Source organism: Paenibacillus sp. ACRSA (genome assembly GCF_022346845.1).
Classification (GTDB): domain Bacteria; phylum Bacillota; class Bacilli; order Paenibacillales; family Paenibacillaceae; genus Paenibacillus.
In genome coordinates, this window is record NZ_JAKRNP010000003.1 from 809,987 (window position 1) to 835,045 (window position 25,059).

Annotated in this window: 21 protein-coding genes; 10 read left to right on the plus strand and 11 right to left on the minus strand. The window is 45.3% G+C overall.

From position 1 onward, the window contains the following. Positions 1–1,020, minus strand: a complete 1,020-nt coding sequence (locus MH215_RS13100; protein WP_239290838.1) for a glycoside hydrolase family 88/105 protein — start codon at positions 1,018–1,020, stop codon at positions 1–3. A gap of 169 nt (positions 1,021–1,189) precedes the next feature. Here MH215_RS13100 and MH215_RS13105 point away from each other — a divergent pair, with 169 nt between their 5' ends. Together MH215_RS13105 and MH215_RS13110 are read left to right on the plus strand one after the other, a co-directional pair. Then, the gene (locus MH215_RS13105; protein WP_239290698.1) at positions 1,190–2,131 is read left to right on the plus strand and encodes an AraC family transcriptional regulator; all 942 of its coding nucleotides are present in this window, start codon (positions 1,190–1,192) and stop codon (positions 2,129–2,131) included. Between the two features lie 51 nt (positions 2,132–2,182). After that, a complete protein-coding gene (locus tag MH215_RS13110; RefSeq protein WP_239290699.1) occupies positions 2,183–3,175 on the plus strand; it encodes a DUF4003 family protein in 993 nt (330 codons plus the stop codon). 205 nt (positions 3,176–3,380) lie between these two features. Here the strand turns inward: MH215_RS13110 and MH215_RS13115 are convergent, their stop codons facing one another. Then, positions 3,381–4,553: a DUF4317 domain-containing protein gene (locus MH215_RS13115; protein ID WP_239290700.1), complete on the minus strand. Its 1,173-nt coding sequence runs from the start codon at positions 4,551–4,553 to the stop codon at positions 3,381–3,383. A 375-nt stretch (positions 4,554–4,928) separates the two neighbouring features. Between MH215_RS13115 and MH215_RS13120 the strand changes: the two genes are divergently transcribed. Beyond that, positions 4,929–5,531 carry a hypothetical protein gene (locus MH215_RS13120; RefSeq protein WP_239290701.1) on the plus strand — a complete coding sequence of 201 codons (603 nt, stop codon included), beginning with the start codon at positions 4,929–4,931 and terminating at the stop codon, positions 5,529–5,531. Between the two features lie 83 nt (positions 5,532–5,614). Beyond that, positions 5,615–6,157, plus strand: a complete 543-nt coding sequence (locus tag MH215_RS13125) for a hypothetical protein (protein WP_239290702.1) — start codon at positions 5,615–5,617, stop codon at positions 6,155–6,157. An 84-nt stretch (positions 6,158–6,241) separates the two neighbouring features. Here MH215_RS13125 and MH215_RS13130 read toward each other — a convergent pair whose 3' ends face one another. From MH215_RS13130 to MH215_RS13165, 8 genes are all read right to left on the minus strand, one after another. Continuing rightward, positions 6,242–6,949 (minus strand): DNA alkylation repair protein, encoded by a 708-nt coding sequence (locus MH215_RS13130; protein ID WP_239290703.1) that lies wholly within the window; start codon positions 6,947–6,949, stop codon positions 6,242–6,244. 200 nt (positions 6,950–7,149) lie between these two features. Beyond that, positions 7,150–8,640: a protoporphyrinogen oxidase gene (gene hemG, locus MH215_RS13135; protein ID WP_239290704.1), complete on the minus strand. Its 1,491-nt coding sequence runs from the start codon at positions 8,638–8,640 to the stop codon at positions 7,150–7,152. Between the two features lie 19 nt (positions 8,641–8,659). Then, positions 8,660–9,751 carry a TIGR04053 family radical SAM/SPASM domain-containing protein gene (locus tag MH215_RS13140; protein WP_239290839.1) on the minus strand — a complete coding sequence of 364 codons (1,092 nt, stop codon included), beginning with the start codon at positions 9,749–9,751 and terminating at the stop codon, positions 8,660–8,662. 223 nt (positions 9,752–9,974) lie between these two features. Further along, positions 9,975–13,346, minus strand: a complete 3,372-nt coding sequence (locus tag MH215_RS13145; RefSeq protein WP_239290705.1) for a HEAT repeat domain-containing protein — start codon at positions 13,344–13,346, stop codon at positions 9,975–9,977. Between the two features lie 257 nt (positions 13,347–13,603). Next, positions 13,604–15,931 (minus strand): ABC transporter permease, encoded by a 2,328-nt coding sequence (locus MH215_RS13150; RefSeq protein WP_239290706.1) that lies wholly within the window; start codon positions 15,929–15,931, stop codon positions 13,604–13,606. Further along, positions 15,931–16,635: an ABC transporter ATP-binding protein gene (locus MH215_RS13155; protein WP_239290840.1), complete on the minus strand. Its 705-nt coding sequence runs from the start codon at positions 16,633–16,635 to the stop codon at positions 15,931–15,933. The genes MH215_RS13150 and MH215_RS13155 overlap by 1 nt, the downstream gene beginning before the upstream one ends. Before the next feature lie 321 nt (positions 16,636–16,956). Next, the gene (locus tag MH215_RS13160; protein WP_239290707.1) at positions 16,957–18,117 is read right to left on the minus strand and encodes a cobalamin-independent methionine synthase II family protein; all 1,161 of its coding nucleotides are present in this window, start codon (positions 18,115–18,117) and stop codon (positions 16,957–16,959) included. Positions 18,118–18,209: 92 nt separating this feature from the next. Continuing rightward, on the minus strand, positions 18,210–18,779 hold the full coding sequence (locus MH215_RS13165) for an SF0329 family protein (protein ID WP_056692838.1): 570 nt from the start codon (positions 18,777–18,779) through the stop codon (positions 18,210–18,212). Positions 18,780–18,952: 173 nt separating this feature from the next. On the opposite strand from MH215_RS13165, the gene MH215_RS13170 reads away from it, so the two are divergent. The 4 genes from MH215_RS13170 (at position 18,953) to MH215_RS13185 (ending at position 22,482) form a co-directional block, all read left to right on the plus strand. Then, on the plus strand, positions 18,953–20,074 hold the full coding sequence (locus MH215_RS13170; protein ID WP_239290708.1) for a C45 family autoproteolytic acyltransferase/hydrolase: 1,122 nt from the start codon (positions 18,953–18,955) through the stop codon (positions 20,072–20,074). Between the two features lie 17 nt (positions 20,075–20,091). Further along, entirely contained in the window at positions 20,092–20,967 is an 876-nt protein-coding gene (locus MH215_RS13175; RefSeq protein WP_239290709.1) for an AraC family transcriptional regulator, read from the plus strand. Between the two features lie 69 nt (positions 20,968–21,036). After that, complete coding sequence (locus MH215_RS13180; protein WP_239290710.1) at positions 21,037–21,387, plus strand: YkvA family protein; 351 nt, start codon at positions 21,037–21,039, stop codon at positions 21,385–21,387. Positions 21,388–21,423: 36 nt separating this feature from the next. Continuing rightward, positions 21,424–22,482, plus strand: a complete 1,059-nt coding sequence (locus MH215_RS13185) for an ankyrin repeat domain-containing protein (RefSeq protein ID WP_239290711.1) — start codon at positions 21,424–21,426, stop codon at positions 22,480–22,482. A 208-nt stretch (positions 22,483–22,690) separates the two neighbouring features. Here MH215_RS13185 and MH215_RS13190 read toward each other — a convergent pair whose 3' ends face one another. Then, the gene (locus MH215_RS13190) at positions 22,691–23,677 is read right to left on the minus strand and encodes a tRNA dihydrouridine synthase (protein ID WP_239290713.1); all 987 of its coding nucleotides are present in this window, start codon (positions 23,675–23,677) and stop codon (positions 22,691–22,693) included. A gap of 396 nt (positions 23,678–24,073) precedes the next feature. Here MH215_RS13190 and MH215_RS13195 point away from each other — a divergent pair, with 396 nt between their 5' ends. Both MH215_RS13195 and MH215_RS13200 read left to right on the plus strand, forming a co-directional pair. After that, positions 24,074–24,568, plus strand: coding sequence for a DinB family protein (locus tag MH215_RS13195; protein WP_239290715.1), 495 nt, complete (start codon positions 24,074–24,076; stop codon positions 24,566–24,568). Between the two features lie 271 nt (positions 24,569–24,839). Beyond that, the gene (locus MH215_RS13200; RefSeq protein ID WP_239290717.1) at positions 24,840–25,046 is read left to right on the plus strand and encodes a hypothetical protein; all 207 of its coding nucleotides are present in this window, start codon (positions 24,840–24,842) and stop codon (positions 25,044–25,046) included. Positions 25,047–25,059: the final 13 nt, after the last annotated feature.

The following is a 25,059-nucleotide window of genomic DNA, read 5'->3' on the forward strand; positions in this document are numbered from 1 at the left end:
CTATCTCAACATGTCGGACAGAAAAGCGAGTGTGAGCCCTTGACCCCAGCCTTGAATCCAATCTTTAGGAATATTGCGATATCCGTCCCGATCCTTCATGACCGCAGTGCCACCAGATACCCCTAAGACACGGCCATCTTCACTAATATTTTGCAAAATGCCTTCCAGCGCCTTCTGTACATATTTGGTATGAAGCGGGTTGCCGTTATTAATCATCGCTGCCGCAATTCCGCTGGATGCAGAAACTTCCTCATACGATTCGGCATCATCCAAAACCGTCCGCCATAGGCCGTTCTCCGTCTGAAGTAGTTTCAGAGCCGCCAGTTGATCACGAAGTGAACACTCCACGTCCATACACTGTGGGTATAAGTACCACTCTTTCAACTGAGGTTTTACCTGAGACATCGTATACGCACCCCAAGCATTCGCTCTTCCCCAGTAGAATCCGGACATGTGATCCTTGTTCACATTGTTGTAGCCGTGATACCACAGACCCGTGCTTGGATCTTGAAGGTATTTGATATGCCAGTAATATTGATTCAAAGCATCTTGAATCATCGCCTCATCCTTCAACTTGCTGCCCACACGAAGCAGGAAAAACGCCGCCATAAACAACGTATCCGCCCATGCCTGTTCCGGAAAATCATTGGCAACGGATACGGTATGCTGAAGCACATTGTCTCCAAAACGAAGCGCATGATTCTGGAGATAATTCACCTTGCTCATCGCAATATCCCAGTATTTCTGATCTCCTGTCTCTTCATATAGCGTAATCAGCATATGTCCCATCGCACATGTATTTACTGTCCAGCTCGGTAGACCTAGCTCAATATATTCGTCTGCCCACTTCACAAGCCTGTCCAGAATCTCTTGGTTGCCTGTCGTCTGGTAGGCTCTAGATACTCCGTAATAGGCTACACCGCAGGGCCAATCCCACGTCAAATCCATATCTAGTGTTTTCTTGGTAACGGTATCAATAACCTTAAGAATCTCTTCTCTATCATATTTCACTTGAAGCATTGTCATACCCCTCTCCTGCGTACACGCCCCCAAGTGCGTTCTGAGAGGTGTCCGTTCATTTTTGTAAACGCTTTACTTATTCCATTGTACGCAGTAAAATAGTCTCAATCTAAGCATATTCGCAACAAAACTGCGCAATTTCAATCATTTATGAATGGGAGCATCGAATATGCCAAAAAAAAAGAAACCCGTCATCGAATACCGGCACTATAGCCTACCCATTGATTTTCCTGTCCTGCTGCTCAGCGGGGATCGCTGGAAAATATCAGACATCAAGAGTGAGCACCTTCATTTTCATAACCATATGGAGATAGGCATTTGTTACTCGGATGGAGGCATTATGGAGATTAAGGGTGAATCTGTGCCTTTTCGGGCAGGAGACATCACCTTCATTCCCCGCTATCTTCCGCATACTACTTACAGTTCGCCTAATACCGCCAGCCTGTGGGCGTATATCTTTTTTTCCCCAGAAGAGCTCTTCCGTCACTCACTGAAAACAGCCCAAAGCCACATCGAACCTAACCTATGGGCAATCCAGGGAATGAATTGCATTTTGAATAAAGAGCAGCATCCGAAGATTTACACGCTCGCAACATCTATCGTAGAAGAAATCAAGCAGCAGTCTCCCTACTATCAAGAGAGCGCATATGGGTTGTTAATGTCGCTGTATATCGAGCTGCTTCGAATTCATGCGAGCAACGAGAGCTGGTCCGAGCAGGATCAAGAGCCCGACCTTCAAGGGGAATTAGTCATTTCACCAGTGCTAGAATTTATCACCAAAAATTATATGATGCCTGTAAGCGTCGATTACCTCGCCGATTTATGCCATCTGAGCACCACACATTTTCGCCGCAAATTTCACGAACTTATGGGGACTACGCCGCTCGATTTTCTGAACAGTACTCGAATTGAGGAAGCCTGTAAACGATTGAAAAGCACGGATGCGTCAATCCTCTCCATCTCTGAGCAAGTTGGCTTCCGATCCATCTCCAGCTTTAATCGCTGCTTCGCCAAACTAATGGGACAATCGCCGAAAGCATGGCGAAAGGCAGCCCAGTCTGAAGCTCAATCTGCTAAAGCATCCATTCTCGAATTCACAGGTTGGGTATAAAATGATAGATATCTCAAATTGAACTCATACGAACTTGCAGGAGGATGGCTTATGTTAGAGCAACACACGGCAAGAATTGAATTATTCGTTTCCAACACTCACATGATGAAAAAAGCTTTTAAATGGCAAAATGTGATGATCCATCGCCTGGCAGCTTTATTGTACGCATCGGAAAATAAAACCGTGGATACGGATGGGATTAAGATCAGCCACGAACGCATTAAGGAACATACTGGATTGTTCTCCACCTTCAGAGGTAATACGGCCATCCTGCTCTCTTCATTCCTCACGCTTGCGCCAGAACGAGAAGACTTACTGGCCGACAGTCTGATGGTGTATGACATGATGAAAGAACATAAATTCCGCGCCTCGGATTATCTTGTCATCGCGGCGCATCAGATTGCCGCACACGCACCTAAAGAACAATTTGAAAACACCGTACAACGAGCTAAACTATTCTATGACCTAATGAAGACAGAGCATTCTTTCTTGACAGGTAAGGATGACTACATATTTGCCTCAATGCTTGCACTGTCCACACTAGAGCCTGAGCCGGCGGTTGCACGTATGGAGGAGCTCTACACGGAGCTACGACGTGAATTCTCCGCGGGGAATGGCTTGCAGACATTAACTCAGGTGCTTACTCTAGGTGAGCATTCAACGCAGGTCGGAACGCGATTGCTTGAATTAAATGACGCGTTCCGCGCAATGGGATTGCGGATGGACAGAGCACAGACCCTTCCTACGCTGGGTGTACTCTCCCTACTTCCCATTGACACAGGTACAATTGTGGAGGAGGTTAACCAAACCTTTGAAGAGCTGCGTCAGCAAAAAGGATTTGGTTCCTGGTCAGTTACCAAACAGGAGTTATTGCTTCATTCTTCGGCACTTGTTGCCACGAGCCATGTTACGGATATACGGAACGGCGTACTGACTACAAGTCTATCGACCAGCATCGTGAATATGCTCATTGCCCAGCAGGCAGCAATGGCCGCTGCCGCGGCATCTGCGGCCGCAGCCGCATCCTCGTCCAGCAGCAGTTAGCAGCAGTTGGTGCAGCGATAAGCTTCTATAGTAAAGACGCAACTTAGTGAATGAACCTGAAACAGTTCTTTCGGAGACGTACTTCTTGTAACCGAAAAGTTAAAAAAAGCCCAGTGCCTTGGCGGTGTATCGCTTAGGCATTGGGCTTTTGACTATCATATAGGGAATATAATTCATACCATGAAAGTTTTATATCACTATCTTTTTATAAGTTCTCTGTAGTAAGTGTAAATCCTTCAATAACAGCATCCTCATCAACCTCAATCATAATGCAGCGTTTCCCCTGATAGTTGACTTGTCTTACGTATTTCAGATCTTGCGGACTGACGGAGATTGTGGCTACCTTTGTATCAATTTTGATCGATTTGGAAGTGTATTTCGGCATGACACTATTGGCCTTCAACTCATAGTTCTTGTTATCCACAATGGTCTCGAATGCCCGCTCTACTTTCTCCGCTGTCAGATCCTCTACACCGCTCGCGGTGAGTACACGCTCCACATCCTTGTAATCAAGCTTCGGTGGCTCTTCCTCGTGTGATTCTTCACTAACTTCAATCACTCGATTAATCTCTTCATATACATGAGCAAGGGTAGACGCATCCATTTGTTCCCCCGTGATCTCTTTCACGATATCTTCAAAAATTGCTCGTTCCTCCAGTGCTGTCACAGACCGATCGCCATTCAACACCTGTTCTACAAAGTGTGGATCTGGAAAATTGGATTTCCCAGTACAATATAGAACACGATTTACGTCAGAATAATTGTCTGTCACGCTCGGATACAGGAACCCCTGCTCTGGCGTGCTTAATTTGATAATTGGATCAACAATGACATTATACTTAAACTCCCGTTCCACATAGTCAAACAACATTGTCTTCTTCTGTTTTTCCGTTGAGTTTACGCTACACAGAATGAAGGGATGAGCAAACACTTCGTTCTTCTCACTCTCTTCCGTTGCTTCGTTTCTGGCCTGAGTTGGTAAGTAGTATTGCCCCTTAACAAACGTAACTACCATGTCCCGCTCATACTTCGCATCTGTCAGCATACGATCCACAAGCAGCAACATCAGGTCTGACCATTCGTCCGGATCACCTGTTACGAGTGCTTGGTGCAGCATCACCTGTGCAGGCTCTTCTGCCTGTTCTTGAAACTTCAGCTCGAACAATTTCTGATCTAGTTCGCCGGTCAGCAGTTTTTTGAAATTCCCCATGTATAGCTCTTGCTTCTCCCGATCCACTAGTTCAAACGGGTGGCGCTCCCAGTGGTAGACCTCATTCGTTTCCTTCGTAATATAGACGTTAAGAATATCGTGAATATTCAGTAGATCGTGATCCATTTTGAATTGTTTGCGTATATGCGCGACTTCTTTTTTATTCATGTTCCGTTAGACAACTCCTATAATAAAATAATTTTATCTATCTGCAGCTCCATACACTAGACATGAGCGCTGCCTTTGAAGTCTTCCACCTATGCTAAATTGCAAACGGGGCGCAGGTATGAAGTAGCTACATATAACCGTGCTTGCTCTCCATTTTTGTACGCTCAGTGAAAAATTATATCATATAATGATGCGGATGAAGGAGAATCAATCTGTGGCATTTCCCCTTATTATCACCAATTGATATGAGCATCCGCATCGGCGTAAATGACCCTTTTTTATGCCTATACATCTTGTAATGAACCCAATGAACGTAGAAACTTCACATATCATCTGGTAGATTTATTAAGATTACATACCAATGGAGGAAATATTGTGAAGAAATTAGTACTCGTTTTATCAGCTTTTATTGTAGCTTCCGTGTTGAGTGCGTGCACTGCAACGACAAAGGCAGGAGAGACTGCACCAGCAAGTACTGAAAGTACAGAAGGTACAGAAAGCGCAACAGCAACTGAAGCAGAAAATACGGATGTGGCAAAAGAGGAAGTATCTACGACCAGTGCCGTCGAACAGCCGGAACAGACTGAGCAAACAGAACAAGCATCGGTAGATTGGAGATCAAAAATAAATGAATTGGCTGACAGCGATCTGTCACCTATAGCCAAAGCGGAAGCTACCGAAAAGCTTACTCGGGAGTACAAGCCTACAACAGATGAACTCGAAGAATTTAAGTACCATGTCCTTCAGGAGTTCATTAATTTCCAATATCTCAAAGACGGCTCGAATGCAGAATACATGTTAAACAATTTATTTCAAGCCATTGTGTTAGAACATCACGATGTTTCTGCCGTAAGAGACTTCGCTCTTGCCTTCTATCACAACACTAAGAATGTGTTTACAGGGGTAGAAACCGTAGATAGCGATAGTGTGAAGGCTTACGAAGAACTCCTCTACAAAGCCATTAATAGTGGTAACTAGTTCCTTTAAGTGAAAATAAACTCATGTGTAACCACAAATATATCAGCCCTATACTCAACCTTAGTAACATTGGAGGTAGCCCGATGGACATATTCCAGTATTTAGATGAACTACAGGTAGACTTAAGTGGTAAGCACCTTGAAGAAATTGAAGAAAAGTATTTCCGTATTTGTTCCAAGTTAGCTGGAGTGGATCGAGCCCTTGCAATTAAGCAAGTAAACTTAAATGAGTATGTGCATGACCTTAAATCTGGCCTTCACCAATCTATTACATGGGCTCAGCAACAATCGGCCAAAGCAATCTACTTTGAATATGATTTAGATAACAACTGGGATAGTGCTTTTTATATTTGTGAGCAATACAGTTCACTCGAGGATCATGATGATGATTGGGCTAGTGATTGGCTTGAGGATCTAGAAGGCCCTTCTTTAGAAGCGTTTGCTGACATATATGCGTTAGAAGGATTTGATGGTAATGAGACAGCTCTCGGTTCAACCATATACTTAATCGCTAGAACCGTTGTATCTTATGCCAAAGCATATCAATCACTACCTATTGAAAGTTCACTCGCAGTTTGTATTGCTTTTCATGATCAAGACCCTATCCTTAGAATGAAGAAATTGTGATTGTATACGTAATTATGGTGTGCATCAAGTAGAATAAGAAAACCGCTCCTTTATAGGTAGCGGTTTTCTTCATCCAATCTCGTTCTAACATCTTACATATTTGCGCTTAAAACCTATCCGACCTTGATCCACGGCCTTCTGGATGTTCTCAGAAGCTTGTATTAGCTTGCTCTTAGGCTTGTCCTTGTTCACTTCAACAGGGCCAACCATCTTAGCCGTCTCCACTGCCTGATCATGTAGAGGTTGATAAGATGTCGCTACAGTATATATAAAGTTATTCATAGAAAATTTTGTTCGTTCCGGCGAATCATGAATTGTATCTTTCACTTGCTCCAGCATTGCTTCTAGCTTATCTGAGGAGAACTCATCATCCTTCCGGCTTCCGAGCAACCAACAGTAACAGCTCCAACCTGCTGACATCTTCAGCTCATCCCCACTCGCAATCCAAGCATCGGCGACTTCTTGAGCAATATCCGTCTCTGCGAGTGTGACCGCTACGATGTAATCAGATATCATGTAGAAATATGCCGTTTCCATCCAGCGTTCAAAATCCGCAGCCGTCATCGCTTTGGGGTCGGCAATAACGCCAGCAAAATACATCGCATCATAATTGCCTGTAGCATACAGTTCGTCCGCAAGCGTTTGGTCTTTCCTTATTTTGCGAGCCATCGGCTTCATCGCACCAGTAGCTACACCGAAAAGTGGTTCGTGCGCGCCATTGGACATATATATTTTTTTCGTCCGTTCCTTGCCCAAGGCTTCAAGCTCCTGCATCACTTCTTCCAGATTCATTGGAGGATATACCCCTTTCTATAGAAACAATATTCATAGTTTACGATGGAATTAGACCTATGTTTATTTTATCACAGTTGCTCCCACATCATACATTCACAAAGAGCTGAAGTCATCACTTTCAATGCTCTCTCAGCCACCATCAACGCAAATAGCCGCCACTCCAGAGAGCGGCGACAATTTGATTAAGAACCTAAAAACTACACACTTATATCTACTAATCTGGTTAACAACTTATTCGCCATAACCTTGCCTTGGGATATACAATCCGGAACTCCGATCCCCCGGTATCCCCCACCACCGAGGTACACGCCTGGCATGACATTTGCCAATGCATCATCAAGCTCCTGCATACGCTCTAGATGTCCCACCTTATATTGTGGCATCGCATCGGGAAGTCGGTTCACTTCCGTAAAGATTGGCTCGGCAGATATGCCCATCATCTCTTCCAGTTCATGGCGTACATGGTTTACCAGCTTCTCATCTGAGAGCTGATCATTATTCTCTTGGCCGTATTTGCCCACGTAAGCTCGTAACAGAATATGACCTTCTGGAGCCGTATGCGCCCATTTGGAAGACGTCCAGGTACAGGCGGTTACCGTACGTCCTTCTTTACGAGGAACTACGAAGCCCGATGCATCCAAGGAGATGCCCACATCCTGCTGGCGATAAGCAAGTATAACATTCATCACGGATGCATAGGGAATGGTTTGTAGTAACTCGGATATAGACTGGTCTGGCAATAACCTAGCTGCTATATGGGCTGGAGTAGCCATTACCATCGCATCGGCATGAAGCTTCTCTCCGTTATGCAAGTGAACAACATAGCCGTCCCCTTCATGTGTGACACCTGATATTTCCGTATTCTTCATCATATTAATACTGGAGGATAATGCCTTTTCGAGATGAGTCACGACCTCTTCCAGCCCTCCACGCGCACTTAGAAACATGCTTTTCTTCACCGTACTTGTACTACCACTACCATTACCACTTCCAGTTTTACTTGTCGTCTGGCTCGATTGCGTCGTCTGCTTCGGAGCCCTGCTCTTCCGTACACCAAGCATACCTACAATTAAGCTCCGATGTTTTTGTTCGGTTTCTTGCAGCATCGGAAAGGTAGCCTGCACACTTAGAGCATCTGCATTGCCTGCATAGATGCCTGCCAGCAGTGGCTCGGCAATCTGCTCCAACACCTCATCTCCCAGGCGTCTACGAAGCAGTTGTCCCAGGGATTCGTCCTCCACGTTCGGTCTTCTTGGCAAAACCAGATCGGCAGCAGCACGCACCTTACCTCGCACAGACAATAGCTTCGTTGTGATGAACGGCTTCCACTTCGTTGGTACACCAAGCATAAAGCCATCCGGGATGGGATGCAGCTGATTCCGATAAGCAATGTAGCTGTGGGATATCCCAGGCCTTGTGCCAACAATGTCATCACCTATGCCCAGCTCCTGCATCAGTTCAATGATGGAAGTTTTACGAGCAAGAAACGAATCCGGTCCCCGTTCAATGACAAATCCATCCTTTTTCCCGGTATGCACATGTCCGCCGAATCGATCACTTTTCTCCACCAACACGATCTCTACTTCGATAGCGTGTGCCCTGCACAACTGCTCTACATAATAAGCTGTACTAAGTCCCGTGATTCCGCCTCCAGCAATAACAATCTGCTTCCTGCGTTGTTTATCCATTTCACACTTCCCACCAATATTATGTTTGTCGCAACGCAGACGGAATATAGGCACACGCTGTATCACTCGCCATATATTCTCCCGTAAGCGCATACGCTCTTGCCCTTGATCCACCGCACATCGTTTTGAATTCACAGACGCCACATTTGCCCTGCAATTGGGACTTGTCTCGCAACGTCTGCATTACTGGAGAATTCCTGTACACATCAATAAGTGATTGCTCCTTCACATTACCGCACACGACAGGCAGAAATCCGCTAGGATACACATCGCCGGTGTGACTGATAAACACAAAACCATCCCCATCATTCACACTTTGAGGTGCACGTCCCAGCATATCCACACGTTTCATGGGGCTCCGCTCGGGTCCCGCTGCCCCGCGCTCCTGCATCATCACTCGCCGATAGTGCGGTGCTTCCGTAGACTTCACACCGTAAGGCATCTCTTGCGCAATACGCACCATCCACTTCATGACCTCTTCATGTTCTTCTGGGCTAATCATATCCTTCTCTTGGGCTCTCCCTGTTGGGATCAGGAAAAACAAACTCCACAGAACCACGCCCATCTCCTTCACCTTCCGGCTAATCGCCTGCAAATCGTGCAGGTTGTATCGGGAAACAGTGGTATTCACTTGAATCGGAATGTGGGCTTCTTGCAGATACTGGATTCCCTTCATCGTCATATCGTAAGAACCCTTCGTTCCGCGAAAATGGTCATGAATCTCCGCTGTCGAACCGTCCAAGCTGAACGCCCAGCGGGATAAACCTACTTCTTTTGCTTTTGTTATTGCACCACGTGTCACCTTGGGTGTAGCACTTGGTGTCATGGAGACAGGAAGCTGCTTCTCCTTGATAGCATACTCTGCCAACTCAAATAAATCCGGTCGCATTAACGGATCACCACCCGTAAACACAAATAACGGCTGTTCTTCCATTGCCGCAATGTCATCGATCAATTTTTTCCCCTGCTCGGTTGTCAGCTGCCTTGGATCTGCTCTATACTGGGCTTCCGCGCGGCAATGAAGACATTTCAGAGCACACGCTCGTGTGACCTCCCAAATCACAATGAACGGATACTTAGCATAATCTCGTGGTTTCAGCTGAGGCATCATCTGAGGTTTCATCATCCATTCTCCTCCTCATACACATTCCATTAATTTTAAAGTAGTTGGAATAGCATGAAAGTGAGATGAATCACAATTGTGTTTTTGCTCCTCCTAAAATGAAATAAATCAAAAAGACCGGACTCACCTCCAGAGGCAGGCAGAGACCGGTCTTTGATTATTCTTTTTCTAGCTTAGCAAGGACTAATAACCAATGCGAACTCAGATCGTATTATTCAACAACAGTCCACAGATCCAATGCCATCATGCGGATAATCTCATGTTCATGATTTCGATAAGTCCTTAAACGATCGGCAGAAGCCTCGTTCCATAATAAAGCCTTTCCGCCGATTTTCAACAGCGACAGACCTATATATGAGGAAGCGATCTGCGACTGAGCATTCAACCGATCCACGATTTCAAGCAGCCTCTCCGGTTTCCAGTAACCTACGCTGCCATTGACGACCCGGGCGATCTGATGATAGGCAAAATCGAGCAAATAAGGCTGTCCATCCACCATCGGCATAACAACATTCAAACTAGCGACTGCTCCGTCAGTATCGCTCCAATCCGTCATAGCTAATTGCAACTTGATCACAGAAGGTTTCATCGTATCTTGAGACTGGAGACATTCAATCAAGCCTTCATACAAAGGTATAAGTAACCGCCGTGCAGGGCGAGGCAATGAGGCAAGTTTATCTATTAAGGCGAGCAAACGCTGACGGTGTGGCAGATCTCGCTCGGTACCGGCATTCCAATCAGCTGTCGTTTCGGTCTCAACCAATTGTCTGCACACGGCGATGACCTGTTCATTCGTTTGTCCATCACGGCAAGTTGCAATGAGTGTATCAAGTGCCGCTTCCCAACGTGTGCTGTCCTGAAGATCCCCGAGTGCCCTACTTGCGCAAGCCGCAATCACATCTTCGTTCCCGTTCACCCACTGGGTCATTGCTCGGAAAGCCTCTTTCGCTACGATCGAATCCGTGTGACCTGCAATTTCTGTAATCCATTGCAGATACCGCGGACGCGCGGACACGGGAAGATCCCCTGGTTGCTGGTTCAGTAGGCTCCGTGCGATATCTCGCTGTGGAGACGAAGCCATTGTGCTCATCATCGCCCAGCTACGTTCATCGTCAAGACACTGCCTTGCCGCATGCCCTATGGCAATAATCACGTCTTTGTGCGTATTTGGTTTCTCGTATTCCCGAACGAGTAGAGACATGCTCTCACTCGTTTTATACGCGCCCAGAAGTCGAATCGCTTCTTTTCTAACCGTAACTTTCAGCTTCTCCCGGTTTAACAATTCGGAGAGAATGGACGTTAACAAAATTGGACTTACTCTGCGTGCACATCTAGGAATTGAATACATGGCAACACGTGCCCGGTCTCCCTCTAGGTTGTCTAACAAAATAGGGAGTGCCTTCTCAGGCTCTTCCCATAGCGAAAAGGCATGAAGGGCTGCTTCAACGACGTGTACTTCCTTATCCTGCAACAGGACTTCCAGTTGATCCGAAGTATAGTCGGGCATACTTGCAAGATTTCTCATCGCCGATGCACGCTCATGGAAGCTGCGCTTGGCATCTAATGCGACTCGTTCAAGCAAGGTAGCTAGTACTTTTTGCTGACGCGGCAGCCATCGATAAAAGCCATTATAGGCTGGCACAAGATAGATCGTTTTGCCCGATAAATGTTTTCCCTTAATAACTTTTCCTGAGATAAACGGATCGAGCCACTCTTGTCGTTTCAAATGTAGATGGCTGAACACCTCATAGAAAGCAATGAAGGACAGATCTCTGTCGAGCAGCTCTCTGACTCTCTCATCCCGCGTTTTATGGGGAGCTAGCCAGTGCCGAACAGCCTGTGCAGGAGACTTTTGAGTTTTCACCAGTTGCTCCAATAGGAGCTGGAGCTTCGGCAATCGCTCTACAGCTTTACCGAACGCATCCGCCATCCGTAGGACTACATCATCATTTTCACGTTTGTTAGCTTCCGTGGCAAAATTATAAATCTCATCAAACAAAATCTGAAGTGCATGACTCGGTATGCTATCCCAATCTTTGGCGAACAACACAAACTGCCCATCCCGCATAACCATTCTCTCAAAAGTTCGCAAAGCGAATTTAAACAGCCTACTCTCTGGCTCCAGTGCATGCTCCCTCAGTAAGTCAAAAGTCAATCTTTCCGTTACGTTCTTCGTTCCATATGAGGTATCTCTCGCTTCAACCACACTATCTACCAACACTGTTAGATCCTCTATATGCTCCTCCTTGAACATGTGCGCGGGACTGTTCGACAGTTCCGATATAACTGCAAATCGAACCGGATCTTGGTCGTTTTTGACTCGGATCAAGAAATAAAGTGTATCATCCATACCGCGCCGAGATAGAATTGTGCTCTGAATCAACCGCCTATAAGCTAGGGCACGCTCATCCGCATTAGATACTTGAACGGATCCCTCTAGCTCCGCTCTCGCATTTTCAATCAAACGCCTTGCTGTAATATCAAGCGCCTTCTCCTGATCATCGCGAATCTCCCGAAGCTTCAGCATACGCGCAGCTTCTTTGTCGCGCAGTTGATGGGGTAACACATCTAGCAACGAAGTAGGGAATAGACGTGTTCTGCGCTCAGCTTCCGGATAGGCCGCATCAAACATCGCCTCACGAGATGATGGAGCGAGTGTATCCAGCACCTTGGCAACATGCAATGGCTGATCGGCAAGCAGGGCGACCAGAGTGGTCCACTGCGCTGTCGTAAACCACTTTCTTTTATTCAAAATACCTGCTGGCACCCCATGATTCAGAAGATACCCTCTTGCCTCTTCTCTTGTCAGCAGTTCAAATACACCCTCAGGGTTAGCCTGAATGAGAATACCTAATTGCCGCCTAAGTATAGGATGAATCTCGTCCTTCGGTCCATACTTCAGGGCGCAATCTATAACGATAGCAGGTCTTGTAACACTAAGTTTCTCAACGGCGGAAGAAAGCTTCCACCATACATATCCCTTTTCCCGTTGCGTAGCCTTCTGCAGCTCATTCTCCAGATATTCGGCAACCAGATCCGGGAAACGTCTCGTTAACTTCCGCCAATTATGTACCGCATAACCTAAGTCAGAGAGCCTACTACGAACCGTCTCCTCGCTGCATACAGACAATAACACAGCAGCCTCATGGGCTCCCCAGCGAGTAAGCACAACCGGCAATAATCGCTCTGCCCAATTCTCTCTACCGATGTTCACAATGCTCTGCAACAAATGGCGACGGCAATGGTGCGACATCGTTGTGATCTCGGATTCAATGGCATATTCAGGATCGGTGATGAGCTCTGGCAACAATCTAGCTGCCCGCCCCCTGACCCCTGCTTTGGTATGCTGCATAGCGAACATTACAGCCTGTGCATCCTTAGCGACTTGAGCGCCAGTCAGTGCCAAATGTGCCTCGTACGCAGTGCCGCTCTCCAGCAAGCTGATAAGTAACGCCGAATAGCCTTCATCATCTCGGTGTACACGCGCCAATAGCGCCATTTGTTTCATCCTATTGGAATACCCTAGTGTGTCTAGCTCCTTCAAGAGCTGTTCTTGGTTTAGTGGTGTTGGATTAAGTGTCATGGGTGCTGCTCTCCCTTCTTGTCATGCAACCATCTGAGCATTCATATCGAAATATCTCCTTTTAAATCCCACAGGCTACATAATCTCTCAAATCATCATATTCATTAATACGCTTAACACCAGCTAAAGGTTTTGCAAAAAAATCCCACCATTCATCCTGGTAGAGATTTTTGCGTCCTCTACTGTGATTCATGGTGGGGCATATCACACTAATTCTATTTATTTTGCTACTCTATTTCCAGCATCAATTCGATTTGCTACTCTACGCTTTTTAGCGACTCCGTCATATGAATATTGGCAATGTTCCTTCTTAATAGCAGGTTGGACAACATGGTAAGCAAGAACGCCAGTAGTATGGAGATCAGCAGGCCTGTCACATTTAATTGATCTGGGATTTGTTGATGAGTACTAGATAATGCATTGATCACAATTGTAAAACAGTACATACCTAAAGGTACGGCAACAACAGCTGCCAAGCCAGTTAATATGATGTTTTCCTTAAAAATAAGACTGTTAATTTTACCTATAGGATACCCCAGAACCTTGAGTGTGGCTAATTCTCGATTCCTTTCATGAATGTTAATAGAAGAGATTGTGTAGACGGCTCCTAAGGAGAGAACTACCGCACTTATGATGAACATCACAAACATAAACTGATTCTGATTCAGTATATATCTGGCCGATTCCTGTATTCTGGCTTTGTCCGTAAGAGAGTTCACGCGCTGATCCTGTTCAAAAAAATCGCGGATGCTTGCTAACTCCATATCACTATTAGCTTTTATCAACATCGAGGTTGGACGGTTATCGATCTGGAAGCTCTCTAAATAGGCTGGAGTTATATAAAAGGATGGGTGATTAAACTGATTCGTAATCTGGGCAACCTCCATCGTTACAGATTGATTCCGTCGCTCCGGCTGCGTGAAGCGCAGTTGAATGAAGTCACCTTCTACGATGTTGTAATGATCCGCATAGGATTTCGGTACAATTACACCATGATCACCCATAGCTATTGGTTGATCTGCTTGATCAAACAATTTAATGAGGTTGTTTTCTTGGTCCATAACTACCATCGTAGCGTTCTCTCTGTTATTCCCACTTACTAATTCCACAGGTAGTGTAGAAATGAAGTGTTGGCTTTGAATGCCTGAGGGCAGATCGATCCCCTCTAATGCAGTACCCATTTTATAATCTACTCTCAGATCATAGGTATACACATCCTCAATCTGATTAGCTATTTTCAGCAATGAAGCTTGGGTACCTACGGCGATGATCAGCAACACCATGCTCACCATCGTACCGATGGAGCTTGCCATTGCCTTCTTTTTATTCAGAAATAGGTTTCTCAAAATGATTTTGTGGCTGAAGGAAATCCGTTTCCACATCCCTGGAATTCGTTCGATCAGTAGGTTCTTCATGTTGCGGGGTGGCTTCGGACGCATGACATGAGCTGCACGCTCGTTAAGTATCGTTTTACCACTCCAATAGACGGACAAGAGCCCAAAGATACTAGAGAACAGTAGCGGCGGTAGGATCAACCATGGAGAGAGTGAAAATGTAATGCCAGGCAATGAATACGATTTGGCGCTAGATGCTGTAACCAATGGGATAAACACGTATAGGGCTATGATGCAGCCTACAAGAGAGCCGATTAAACTAACCAGCAGAGCATACCCCATGTAATGAAACATAATCCAGCTATTCTTAATTCCCAGAGCCTTCATGATGCCGATCTGACTACGCTGTGCATCGATTGTTCTGGACATGGTTAGAAACAAAATAATTGCTGAGATCAAAAAGAGAATAAGTGGAATTACTTTACTCATCATGCCGTTGTTATAGATGGTCTGCTGAATCTGGGCATATCCGAATGACCGCTCTTTGCTCGTTTGCCCTAGATACGATAGGTCTGCAGATTGTGCTTCCAAGGTCTGCGCGATTAGATCCACATCATGCCCTTGCTTGGCATCAATGAGCAATTCATTGTAATACAGACTGTCTGCAATCTTCGGAATCGCTTCTTGGGCAACATAGGCTATGGCATAGGTTTTATGGTCTTGCGTAGCATTTTTCTTCACATATTCTACATTCTCAATCAGTCCGCTGATCTCAAACGCCACTTCTCCTCCATTCGTGCTCAAACGAATCGAATCACCAACCTGATACGAATGTTCCTCGGCATAATGCGAGTCCACCATGATCTCAGCAGGTAGGGAAGGAAGACGACCCTCTATCATCATCGGTCTATTGATCTGATTGTCGGACGGCAGTGAATGGATAGTGAATGCCGCTGTATAACCATCGAAGTATTGTAATGCATCCGTTGTATAACGCGCTTCAATACGTTCAACTCCGTCAACTTTAGCGAATTGTGCTACATCATCTACAGCCACACGGTCATAATACACATTCAGATCACTTAAGTTATATGTTGCAAAATAATCCTCGGTGTACTCACGCTGCTTCTGACTGTAGCTGCTTAATCCTGCATAGAAGAAGGCGCCTACGGCGATGACCAATATCAGCGCGATACATTGGACAACCGATTGTCTCATATCTCTAAACAGCTTCACGACTAATTTCTTCATCACCATTCAATTCCTTCGATGCTTTGTTTGTTATCATTGATTGTGATGGATTCGATGCCACCACTTTTAACCTTAATTATTTTGTCAGCGATTGGAGCGATTGCGGCATTATGGGTGACCAGCACGACACATGTTTTGTGATCCCGATTCACTTGTTGAAGAAGCTTCAATACAGCCTTGCCCGTGACGTAGTCCAAAGCGCCTGTTGGTTCATCACATAGAAGAAGCATTGGATTCTTGGCGAGCGCTCGTGCAATAGCAACCCTTTGCTGCTCCCCACCAGAGAGCTGAGATGGAAAGTTGTGCAGACGATGCGACAGTCCCACCTGGTTCAGTACAGCTTCCGCGTCGAGATGATCCCTGCATACTTCCGTGGCAAACTCTACATTTTCCAATGCATTCAGATTCGGGATAAGGTTATAAAATTGAAATACAAAACCAACATTCTCCCCGCGATGAGCGGTTAATTTTTTCTCGTTCCATTTCGTAATGTCCTGATTGCCGATGATAACCTGACCTGACGTAGCCGTATCCATGCCGCCAAGGATGTTCAGAATCGTGCTTTTCCCCGCACCACTTGCTCCCAAAATAACGACAAGCTCACCCTCGGCTATTGTAAAATTCACTTCGTCCAGCGCCTTGATTCGCACTTCACCAATCTGATATTCTTTAGAAACCTGTTTGAATTCAATTAGCTTCCCCATCATCAACATTTCCTCCCGTGTTATACGCCGTATAAAAAGGCTTAGATCCTGAACATAAAGCACTTATCCCCTTTTTATTGTCTTCATTTCCATCATACATCTTGGTAGAATAACGACCTCCTGCAAGCGATGGATCGTAACATCCGTCTCAAGAAGGAATTCATCGAAAAGATATAAGGTTGAAGTCGGCATACAAAATAGAGATGACTCGCGATCCATTGCTGAATCTGCAAGCCATCCCTATGAATTTCATGTATCTCTATTCGAATCTAGAAACTAAGACTGCGACGAATGAAGTAATACTACTTTTCCGATACGTTCTTAGTTCCCCCAATATTGCTTGGCAATCCGTTGACCTTGATCAATCTTCGCCCATTGCTGGGATTCACTCAATTCGTTACCACCGTCGCAGGATGCAAACCCGCATTGGTGGGATAGCAGCAAGCGATCTTTATCAATAATTTTGGATGCTTCGTCCAACAGACGAACTACCCGATTTTCATCATCTAGTGTGCTTGTTTTGGAAGATAGCAGACCTAATACAATTTCCGTTTCAGGTCTGTCTTTGAATACTTCTAGTGCTTCAATCGAACCTGCACGATCATCATCCCACTCCAGGAAGAAACGATCATATTTCAACTGCTTCAAGAATAGATTCGCGATTTTCGCATATGATCCTCCACCCATATTGCGGGAATCATAGTTACCGCGGCAGTTATGTGTCCACATTTTCAAGCCAAGGCTATGACCGAAGTCGATCACAGTGTTATTAATATCAATGAATTCAGTCGCGAGACCTTGTACTTCCTCTTGATTGATGTGCTCCCCAGTGAACGGAGAGTTCGGGTTGTCATCTGCAAACAGCTCCCACAAGCAATCATCGAATTGCAGGATTTTGCCACCAGCCGCAGCGAATTCCGCCACGAATTCTTTATAAGCTTTGACAAGCCCTGCTTTGAGCTCCTGAATGTTCTGGTACACCGCATCTGTGCCACCAATGTTATCCGACCAGGACAACTCACCGAAGATATGGGAAGGTGAAGGTACGCAAAGCTTCGTTTGCTGATCACCAGCCGTGTCTTGCAGCTGCTTGAACAGTTGAATGAAATGGTGATTCTTGCCGCTCAATTCACCAGTGATGCGAAGCCCAATGTCTTTACGTGTTTCATATTTCGAAGTGCCATCCACGTCTCTGAAAAAGTATCCATGATCCGCGATATAACGCTCCACTCCACCAAAGCCCCACACAAAATCTAGATGCCACATGGATTTGGAGAATTCACCATCTGTAATAATCGACAGGTTATGCTCAATTTCTTTCTTGACCACCTGCTCGATAGCTTTCGTTTCACACTGTGCATATCCCTCAAAATTGTTATAGAACGGATACTTAATGTCATCACGATGTTCAATTTGCGTTTTATATTCTAGCAGCTCATCCGGCCGCAATAAACTTCCTACGATCTGGAACTTATCAGTCATGTAAATAACCCCCTCGTTGTGTACGAGTATCATATCACGAGAAGTTGAGTTCGAAGAATAATCAATAATGGATAACTAGTTATAGCTAAAAGCTATAACGAGCTACGCCGTAACTCATAAAAATACTGCACAGCGGAATGCTTAGACTTCACCTTCTCGGACATGTTCAATATTCGTTTCTTACCTACACGCCTGTCCACCAGAGCCAGAATATTCAGCAAGATATCATCGCTCTCCAGGCTTACTTCTATAGAAGTCGTTAAAAACGTATTGGCCACCACGTTAAAATTGGATTTACTTAGTGCAGTCTGTGCGGACAAAATCTCTTTCGCTACAGCTGTACTTTTCTTGCTTCTTGCCATGACGGGGAGACGATCCTCTGGTACATTTCCTTTGGTCGCTTTTCTAACCTCTTCAATATCTTCATCACTGACCGGAATCTCAATCTGCGGATCATTCTTGATCTCCTGATCCGACTGGTACCAGCGGATCGGGGTCGTCTTATCCATCATATTAAGAATGTTCTTCTTATCTACAACAAGATAACTAAGTCCAGCCTTATCCGGTGAATACCGGTAACTGGTTGATCCATATTCAACTCTTCCAACTAACGCAGGACAGAGGAAACTCTCCAATTGTTGCTTCAATTTACTCCAGGACATAATTCCTCCTATGTTGACCCATTTGATAGATGCTGCACACCATGTTCACGAAATGAATTTTAAGACATCCATTCCACTTTTCATCTTACTTTAGTATAGCTCAAAAAACAGCACAAAATATCATGCACCCCTTCTCTCTCTGGCTTAAACTTTGGAAAAAAGGAGGGTTCGCGATGTTAACACTTCCCGTTCATACACTAGAATTACAAGGTACAAACTACGAAATTGGCTATAGACTAGGTACACTAATTTCTGAAAATAAAGAACAACAACTCACGTATACACGCACACTTGAAGGCTTTGGCGAGAAAGAATATCAAGAGGCAGTACATCTCTTCGATGAATGGTGCCCAGGCATAACGGAAGAGATTACTGGATTTGCAGAGGCCTTACACGTACCTGCCAAACAAATTGCATATTATGCCCTATCTTATCTGCTCCCGCGATGCAGCCAGATTGCCCTGCTGCCCTCGATGACAGCACAGAACAAACCTTTACTTGCTCGCAACTATGAATTCAATCATCAGATGGAGGATTTTGTTCTTGCTAGAACCTCTGTCACAGGTAAATACACACACATGGGAACGAGTACGATGAGCTTTGGACGTGACGATGGGTTTAATGAGCATGGACTTGTGGTAACGATGAGTGCTTGCGGTTTTCCCGTTGGGGCTGTGCACTTTATGCGAGCCCCTAAGCTTAAAGGTTTACATTTCTGGGCGGCTATTCGGGCGGTACTGGAGCATTGTACTAATGTTGAAGAAGCGCTGCTCTATCTCAAAGACATGCCAATCGCCTGTAATGTCAATATGATGTTGCTTGATCAATCCGGTAACGCCGCTTTATTCGAAACGATGGATGGTAACCAAGCTACGAAGCACATGGATCCAGCCTCGCCAGAACAGTTCCTCTGGGCGACCAATCATCCCGTTCTTCCGGAACTCGTGAGTTATGAGCCGCAGGCTGCGATTCATTCTTTGCGACGAGCGGAATGGATTGTTTCCCAACTGGAGGGATCGACGGGTGTAACACATGAACAGCTCAAGGACATGTTATTGTCGAGCTATCCCAATGGGCTGTGTTGTCATTATTTTGAGGACTATTTCGGTACCACCAAAAGCATGCTGTTCTCCCCCGCAGACGGTATAATAGAGTTATGTTGGGGCGGCAGAGCCGCCAATGGCTGGCACACATACGATATCAGACAACCCATATCAGAAACATCAACTACGATTCAGATTAGCTTGGAGAGAGCGGACACTACGATGTTCGGATACCAATCATTGCACCGTTGATCATGGAGGGATTCCTATTGGACTACCGACCAGCATTAGAGCAGGCGATCATCTATATCGAAGATAGGCTTGGTGAAGCGATCAAAGTGGAGGAGGTTGCCCGAGCAGCAGGGTACTCCTACTACCATTTGAACCGCCAATTCAGCGCGATATTGGGAGAGAGCATTGGCAGTTACATTAAGAAACGGCGATTAGCAAGTGCAGCGAAGGCTTTACTTTATACGAATAAAAAGGTTATTGAGATTGCGCTGGAAAATGGATTCGAATCGTCCGAGTCGTTTAGCCGTGCGTTTAAATTCAACTATAGGATCAGTCCACAGGAATACCGCATCAATCGCTTAGACACCTTTATTGCTTCCAAGTCGAAACTGCACACGAACGATTTGGATCATCTGACGCTCAACGTCACCACGCAGCCCACCATTGTCATGTTTCCCCAAACGAAGATTGCCGGAATACGTGGACACACGACGCTTAAGGATAATAAGTTAGCCGCCTTATGGCAGGAGTTCAATCGAATCGCTACCCAGATCCCCCACCGTTCCGTTCCTGGACGAGGATTTGGTATCTGCGAGGCATGTCATGAGAACAGCTTGTACGAGATGAGTGATGAGGTGGTATTCACAGAGATTGCTGGTGTGGAGGTTGATTCTTTTGTAGATCTGCCTGAACCATTTGTGCAAAAGATACTTCCAGCAGGACGTTACGCGGTATTCACTCATACCGGATCACTTCGCGCGCTACCTCAGACCTTCCAGTATATTTGGGGCACATGGCTGCTGAATACCAAAGAAGAAATGGACGATCGAGAGGATTTTGAGTTATACGATCAACGTTATTTGGGATATGACCACCCTAATTCCAAGATAGATCTATACATTCCGCTTAAATAAGTTAAAAAGGATGTACATATATAGAGGGGGACTATCACCATCTTACAAAAACTAAAACAAGCTGCGAAATTGCTTAAAACCAATTTGCTCGTTTTGTACCTATCCTACCGTGACCCTAGAGTAAAATGGTTTGCTAAGCTGTTTACATTGTGTGTTGTAGCTTATGCATTTAGCCCCATCGACCTTATCCCAGACTTCATACCCATTCTAGGCTATGTGGATGACCTCATTATCGTTCCTATTGGCATCGTCCTTGCCCTAAAAATGATACCTCAGGTGGTTCTTGAAGAGAACAGACCCAAAGCACAGGAGATTTTAAACAAACCTAGAAACTGGTACACGGCTACGTTGTTCATTATCGTATGGGTCCTCCTTGCTGCGTGGCTTAGTGTGTACGTGTATAACCGCTTTTTCAGTTGAAGAAGGTCAGTACTTATAGAGGAGAGGAATAAACGAATGGCTAAAAAAAAGAAAACAACCTTACCCGCTGATATTGAGAAACTTATTGCCAATAATGATGTTGCTGCCGTCAAAGAGGTATTTGAGCAATGCGAATGGAATGCCCGCGGGGGCTATAGCAAAGGTACAGCGCTCAGCTTACGGAAGATTTCCGATGAACTCGTTCGCTGGTTAGTGGAACAAGGGGCTGATGTTAACGCCCAAGACAAATACCAATGTACACCTCTTCACACTCATGCAGCACACTGGTCAGGGAATGTACGCTTGCTTCTTGAATTGGGCGCAGATCCGAATGCTGTTGATTACCAGAACGAGACACCGCTGCACGCAGCCGTAGGTTCGTATAGAACCCAAGTGGTACAAGAGTTGGTTAACCATCGTGTAGATATTAACGTGCAGAATACAAGGGGAAATACTCCACTGGCTAAGGGCTTAATCAATTGCCGGAATGCAGATATTGTTCATATGGCGGAAATCTCCACCATTCTGTTGGATGCTGGAGCATCGGTCACCCCGGAGATGAAAGAGTCGGTAAAAGCAATAGGCAAGAATTTCGAATTCGTTCGAGAAAAATATAATAGAGACCGTGTTGACGAGGTTTCAGGTGCACTACTTAAGCTGTATCAGCTCTTTGATGTGGAGCCGGTGGCTGAACGCATCATGCATGATGGAAATACGCCCATTCAAGTAACAGCAACCACCTGGCCTAAGCAACACCAAGAGCTATGGGAATATCTCATCCCGCCCCAAGGCCATGCCCCAACGGTGCAGGGAGAAGTTATTCGGATCACAGGGCGTGTGTCCCATGAAGTATTGGACAATGGTGGCGGCAACTGGGATGCCGATTACCGTAAGATGCTAGATGCGTTGGTGCAGCACTTCGGTACGGGTTCACCGTTAACTCCGGCTCTTCTTCAAGAGACTTCCGACTTGGTAAGTAGGCTTCGCAAAGGATCGGACTATGATGCGCCTGCCAGATTATGCGAATTGGCAGTGCAATGGGTACTTGCCAATCCTCAGCCAGTGGCGATGGTTCAACCGGCGTATTCTCGCTGAGGGTCTAGAGGCAAGTACGACGAGAACGTACACAAGCTTTTCTAAGTATCCCTTGTTTTGAATATCAAGGCAAACTTCCTTCGGATATAGGTATTACACAGACTTTAAAAGCGTTGGTCGGTCACAACTTAGAAAAAAGCTAAACTGCTTCTCCTCCGACATGAAGTCAGAAGAATTGCAGTTTAGCTTTACTTTTTTTTCCATTATGTTACGACTCTTCTACCCTATCTTGACTCTTGCTTGCAAACTCATCGAGCAGCGTCCGCACGACACTTGTTGATTTTGCATTCATTAAATCATTGCGAAGCTCACTTGCGCCCCGGAATCCACGAACGTAGATTTTGAAGAAACGTGTAAGCGCACTGAATGAACGTGGCTCTTGTGCTGCATATTGGTCATGCAGATCCAGGTGCAACCTTAACAGATGAAGCAATTCCTCACTACTGTGTTCCTTAGGCTGCTTCTCAAAGGCAAACGGATTCTGGAAAATCCCCCGCCCAATCATAATGCCATCCACACCGTACTGTTCAGCGAGCTTCAAGCCAGTCTCACGATCAGGAATATCGCCGTTAATCGTCAGGAGTGTATGCGGCGCAATCTCATCCCGAAGTTTCTTAATCTCAGGGATCAGTTCCCAATGTGCATCGACTTTGCTCATTTCCTCTCTAGTCCGCAGATGAATGGACAGATTCACAATGTCCTGCTGCAAAATATGAGTTAACCATTCACGCCATTCGTCTACGTCTGTGAAGCCGAGTCTTGTTTTCACACTGACAGGCAATCCCCCGGCTTTGGCAGCTTGGATGATCTCTGCAGCGATTGCAGGACGGCAGATCAGGCCGCTCCCTTTCCCATTCTCTGCAACATTGGCTACAGGACAACCCATATTAATGTCGATGCCTTTGAAGCCTTCTTTTGCCATACCGATACTCATCTCACGAAAGAATTCCGGTTTATCTCCCCAGATATGAGCCACAATAGGCTGTTCGTCCGCTGTAAACGTCAAACGTCCGCGCACACTTTTGTTCCCCTCTGGGTGGCAGTAGCTCTCCGTGTTCGCAAATTCTGTAAAAAATACATCAGGCTTCCCTGCTTCACTCACAACATGACGAAACACAACATCCGTCACATCCTCCATCGGTGCTAGTATAAAAAATGGTCGTGGTAATTCACGCCAAAAATTGTCTTTCGTCATATCCAAAACCTCTCTATGCGTACTAGGGAAATCATGTATCCCGAAATGATAAAACATCTGTAGACCGATTATATCACACCCCCGAGAGAAGCATACAGAGCCTGACAACTTCATGGCCTATATGTAAACCAACTTCTTTTTTTTCATCTCTTCATTCATTCCATGACGATTACATCATAACTAAATATGTGTTTGACATATTGATATATTAAAGATATTATAGATATTTATAATCTTTAATTGAGAGAAACGAATATGTACGAAAGTATCAATCATGAGCCATGTTACGCAAGGGCGGGATTGGGCGTAACTATTTCACCCGATGCTATAAAGGAAAACTAGGGTTATCCATTTAGTTCTGAAAGTTCAGTCTACTCTAAAAGGAGATTAATGTTCATGGATGAATTAACTAGTCAAGCGGATGTATTAATGCATCAGTACGAAATGATGAAGCGAACGAGAGAATCCCTTTTCCAGATGTGTGAAACCATGCCCCTAACCGCGTATGTTCAACCCGTTGAAGCCCTAGGTGGAGATTCCATCCGTGACCTGCATGTACATGTCACAGATTGTTATCGCGTATGGTTAGGCGTTCGTGGACTTGGCCGATCTATCCCCAAATTAAGACCACAGTCTATTCAAGATGTACAGAAGATGCGTGCTTTATTTGAAAAGACAGACTTTCTCGTTCACGAATTTCTCCATAGTTTTCAAGACAGCTGGAACCCTGAAGTTCAAGCAAGTTGGATGAGTGATACCGCTCAAGCAACTGAACTATGGCTTTTTACACATTGCATAACCCATGAATTTCATCACCGAGGGCAAATAACAAAAATCGCAAGGCTACTCGGAACCATTCCGCCCAAAATGAACTTATCTAAAATAAAGTAATGTTGCTTCTAATATATTGATTAAATTCATAAACACGCTGGACTAAGAAAGCAACAATAGTTATTGCATCAATAATGGAGTGAGCTCTTACTCAATTCATAATGCTAGACATTCACCTATGTTTACGATGGGGACTGTCATGCGTATGCTTGCCGTTTATGATCATAATGGCGGCTAAACCAGTTGCCTCCCTTTATCCGCACGATAGCGCAATCATGAATACCGTTCAGAGGTAGCAGGTGTAATTTGGACAGCCGTTGCGGTTAGTATCATGTCCATCATTGCGAACAAATCACTGATACAAGCGGTAGATCAGAACAATTCTGCCAATGCGGTGCTGTCTCTAACTGATGGCATTCAACAGGTGTTCCAAGTTTGGCTTGAAACGAAAAAAACGGAACGTAGGCTGCTCAGAGCCATCGTTCCGCTTTTTTATTTTCCAGGCGATATTTTTGCATTCACCGCAAGAATCGTTTAAACGCCTATCTCTA